This is a genomic window from Methylotenera sp., from assembly GCF_013141425.1.
In the GTDB taxonomy this organism is placed as follows: Bacteria; Pseudomonadota; Gammaproteobacteria; order Burkholderiales; family Methylophilaceae; genus Methylotenera.
Genome location: NZ_JABFRA010000065.1, coordinates 1 through 4223, shown reverse-complemented (window position 1 = coordinate 4223; position 4223 = coordinate 1). Strand labels below are relative to the sequence as shown.

Here is a 4223-nt window from a genome sequence, read left to right as displayed (position 1 = left end):
ATTTCATTGAGGTTGATATCGACAGCACTCTTAGCTGGGGCTTTGTTAGTTTGGCTTTGGTTATCACTGGTTTCATCATCATTGGCTGCTAAGAGTATTTTTCTATTGCCGTCATTTTTTGTGACAGGAGACCGAGTTTCAATTATTTTTTCATTTGATAAAGTATCGATAGGAGTAGTATCTTTTTGTCCTTGAATATTGGCTTGCGCATAAGCTCTATGCGCAAATAGAGAAAGAATAACGATTAGAATTGGTTTTATGGGCACCTTACAAAACTCTAAGGAACTGTTGTGATAGTTTTTTGAAGAAAATTCTGCTGTCTTAAGTTTAAGTTTCATGGCTAAATATTTTCATTAAATTTAGTAATATTTTGTTATTAAATCTAAACCAATCAAAAAAGACCCGCAATGCGGTCTAATGCATTGCAGGGTGGTGGGTACCATTTGGAGATTCATGCCCAAAATAACTATAGCAACTTGCATGCCATAAAATAATAGTCAACCTATTCAAACGGTTATGTTTTTTCAAATCTAAAAAATCATAAAAGTGGTGGTTGTATACAACCAGTGGTGGTTGTATACAACCAAATTTCTATTTTTGTATTGTGGTTAATTGCATTAATAACCATAAAATCCTGATATAAATCGAGAATAATGCTTTCGTAAAAATCGATTTAAAGCGAAAATAACACCTCGGATAACATTGTTAAAATAAAATCATGACAAATCAATCAAGTATTGTGAAAAGCGTAGCTAAGCAAAACAGTTTTACAAAAGAGGAATTATTGAAATGTGGTAGGGGGGAGATGTTCGGTGCAGGCAATGCGCAATTACCATTGCCACCAATGTTAATGTTTGATCGTATTGTTTCTATTACCGAAGATGGCGGTAAGTACGGCAATGGTCAAATTATCGCAGAACTTGATATTCGTCCTGATCTTTGGTTTTTTGATTGCCACTTTACGGGTGATCCCGTGATGCCAGGCTGTTTAGGCTTGGATGCCATGTGGCAATTGGTTGGTTTTTATTTGGGTTGGGCAGGCGGGCCTGGCCGTGGTCGTGCACTTGGTGCGGGAGAAGTTAAATTTACTGGCCAAGTGTTGCCAAGCGCTAAATTGGCAACTTATACCATTGATTTGAAACGCGTAATTATGCGTAAATTAGTCATGGGTGTTGCTGATGCTTCGATGAACTTAGATGGTCGCGAGATTTATGTGGCCAATGATTTGCGTGTTGGGCTGTTTACACGTACAGACAATTTTTAATGCAGTAGTTGCGATTGTTAATAGAATAAAAAAATAATTAGAGGGATCACGAAATGCGTCGTGTCGTCGTTACGGGAATGGGGATTGTATCCAGTCTAGGTAATAACAAAGCTGAAGTGCTGGCGAGTTTAAAAGCTGGTAAATCAGGAATTACTTATCAGCCGGAATATGCAGAGCGTGGCTTGCGCTCACATGTTGCTGGTTCAATCAAAAATTTGAATGTGGAAGAGTTAATTGACCGCAAACTCATGCGCTTCATGGCAAAAGGCCATGCTTACGCATGGCTGGCCATGCAAGAAGCGATTGCCGATGCGAAATTGCCCGAAGTGCAGGTTTCGAATGTGCGCACTGGTTTGATTGTTGGCGCAGGTGGGGCCTCGCATGAAAGTATTTTAGAAGGCATTGATACGCTACGTGAAAAAGGCGTGCGCCGCGTTGGGCCTTATATGGTAACAAAAGCCATGGCGAGTGGCGTGTCAGCTTGTTTGGCGACAGGCGCAAAAATCAAAGGCATTAATTACGGTATCAGTTCAGCATGTTCTACTAGCGCACACTGTATTGGCGCGGGTGTTGAGCAAATTCAGCTCGGCAAGCAAGACATTATTTTTGCCGGCGGCGCAGAAGAAGAACATTGGACATTGTCCTTTATGTTCGATGCGATGGGCGCACTCAGCAGTAAATATAACGAAACTCCCGATAAAGCTTCGCGTACCTATGATGCTAATCGTGATGGCTTTGTGATTTCAGGCGGCGGCGGTATTGTGGTGTTAGAAGAGTACGAGCATGCCAAGGCACGCGGCGCCAAAATTTATGCAGAAGTCGTGGGCTACGGTGCAACTTCAGATGGTTACGATATGGTTGCCCCGAGTGGCGAAGGCGCTGTGCGTTGTATGCAATTGGCCCTGCAAGGGCATGATGGCAAAGCGATTGAAAAGGTCGATTACATCAACACACACGGCACCAGCACGCCTGTGGGAGACACCAAAGAGTTGGAGGCGATTCGAGAAGTTTTTGGAGCGAATAATCCAGTTGCAATTGCTTCGACTAAGTCGCTTTCAGGTCATGCTTTGGGCGCGGCAGGGGTGAACGAAGCAATTTACACCTTGCTGATGATGGAAAATAACTTTATTGCGGCCTCTGCGAATATCGAAACATTAGACCCAGCCGCAGAAGGCTTAAATATTGTGCGTAAAGCCATTGAAAACGTAAAGATAGAAACCGCGTTATCTAATAGTTTTGGCTTTGGCGGTACGAACGCGACATTGACGCTATCAACCAAAAACCTATAGTCTGCGCGATTCTAAGTAAGGGCTAAGTTTTTAAGAGGTAGCTAAAATGAAATTTAAATCTTGCGCACAGATGTTTTTTGTATGGCTAATCACAGGGTGTTTAGGGTGTTGCGCCATATTAAGCGACCGCACAGTGAATATTTCTGAGGCGCAATTGCAGCAAAAGTTGAATGAGCGTTTGGCGATCCCAATATCACTTCTTAAAATTTTTGACGTTAATTTAAGTAATTCAACGGTAAAATTCGATAGTAAAACGGGTCGAATGATCACTAGCCTAGATACAAAGCTAACCAGTCTTTTAACCGATAAAGTGCTTGCTGGAAAACTCGATATTTCTGGCAAGTTACGTTTTGATAATGCAACAAACTCAATCGTGTTAGACGACCCGAAAGTTGAAAACCTGAATCTGGATGGCTTGGGTGCAAAGTACGGAGATTTTGTTAATTTAATGGCGCAGAAATTGGGCGGTGATTTATTAAATGGCTTGCCTTTGTATACGGTAAAGCCAGAAGATTTAAAAGTTGGCTCAACAAAATATAATCCTAAAGATATGCAAATTACCGATAAAGGTTTGCAAATAACCTTAAGTCCCGTTCAATAGTTGTATCGTCTAGCCCTTATAGAATAAGCGCGGTAAGCACATTGCGGCCTTCGCTCATTAAAATATTGTAAGTTCTACAAGCGGCTGCGGTCGTCATGCATTCAAGCGGAATACTTTTATTGCTTAACGCTTGGTAAACTTTTGGATGTGGAAATTGATGCTTATTACCAGTGCCTAACAGTACCACTTCTGCATTATATTCGGCGATTTTCTCAAAGTGTAGTTCTGTTAACGCGGAGAAGTTTTCTACTTCCCAGTCAAGCATGAGGGATTGCGGCATCACGAGTAAGCTTTTAGTATGGCGTTGCCTGTTCACTTCAACATAGCTTTCGCTATATCCAGTAATCAAATTATTGTTTTCAGCGGTAGTTAAATGTAGTTTCATTTGGTATGTTTGGTTGCTGGCTTTAATTGATAGATAGTGCCATTCTAATGTAAACTAACGCCTTTAACTATTGTGCTTTTAAAGCAAAAATAAGTGCGCTATGCAGCCAATTAAATCTATCTCTGCAACACCACAAGATATTGTTCAGCCTCTTCAATCAGGTCAGCAGAAAGAGCTCGCCAAATCGAATAAGTTGGCCAATGTTTGCTACGACATTCGCGGGCCAGTGCTGCAACGCGCCCGTCAGATGGAAGACGAAGGTCAGCGCATTATCAAGCTAAACATCGGCAACCCAGGTGTGTTTGGTCTCGATGTGCCTGAAGAGATGATGCAAGACGTCATGCGAAATATGAATAAGGCGGGCGTCTATACAGACAGCAAAGGGCTATTTGAGCCACGCAAGTCTATTATGCACTACACGCAAAGCAAGCATATTGCTGGTGTAACAGTTGACGACATCATTATTGGTAATGGTGTTTCTGAGCTTATTGTGATGGCAATGCAAGGTTTGTTAAACAATGGCGACCAAGTTTTAGTTCCAATGCCTGACTATCCACTTTGGACCGCTGCGGTGACATTGGCTGGCGGTACAGCACGTCATTATTTGTGTGATGAAGCAACTGGTTGGTTACCTGACTTAAAAGACATGGAAGCGAAAATCACTGCTAATACTCGCGGTATTGT

At 41.9% G+C, this 4223-nt stretch carries 6 protein-coding genes; 4 read left to right on the top strand and 2 right to left on the bottom strand.

Annotation, left to right across the window (positions count from 1 at the left end; genetic code table 11):
- Positions 1-338, bottom strand: a 338-nt coding sequence (locus HOO90_RS05510) for a hypothetical protein (RefSeq protein WP_292840502.1), incomplete at its 3' end; no start/stop codon positions are given.
- Positions 339-718: 380 nt separating this feature from the next.
- Here HOO90_RS05510 and fabA point away from each other — a divergent pair.
- From fabA to HOO90_RS05495, 3 genes are read left to right on the top strand one after another with little or no spacing between them, the layout of a single operon-like run.
- Complete coding sequence (gene fabA / locus HOO90_RS05505) at positions 719-1264, top strand: 3-hydroxyacyl-[acyl-carrier-protein] dehydratase FabA (protein ID WP_292840499.1); 546 nt, start codon at positions 719-721, stop codon at positions 1262-1264.
- A gap of 53 nt (positions 1265-1317) precedes the next feature.
- On the top strand, positions 1318-2553 hold the full coding sequence (fabB, locus tag HOO90_RS05500; RefSeq protein ID WP_292840496.1) for a beta-ketoacyl-ACP synthase I: 1236 nt from the start codon (positions 1318-1320) through the stop codon (positions 2551-2553).
- Positions 2554-2599: 46 nt separating this feature from the next.
- Positions 2600-3154, top strand: coding sequence for a DUF1439 domain-containing protein (locus HOO90_RS05495; RefSeq protein WP_292840493.1), 555 nt, complete (start codon positions 2600-2602; stop codon positions 3152-3154).
- A 16-nt stretch (positions 3155-3170) separates the two neighbouring features.
- On the opposite strand, the gene HOO90_RS05490 is transcribed toward HOO90_RS05495, so the two are convergent.
- Positions 3171-3539, bottom strand: a complete 369-nt coding sequence (locus HOO90_RS05490; RefSeq protein WP_292840490.1) for an Mth938-like domain-containing protein — start codon at positions 3537-3539, stop codon at positions 3171-3173.
- Positions 3540-3639: 100 nt separating this feature from the next.
- Between HOO90_RS05490 and HOO90_RS05485 the strand changes: the two genes are divergently transcribed.
- Positions 3640-4223 (top strand): aminotransferase class I/II-fold pyridoxal phosphate-dependent enzyme (locus HOO90_RS05485; RefSeq protein WP_292840487.1); only part of this gene is annotated, 584 nt, incomplete at its 3' end.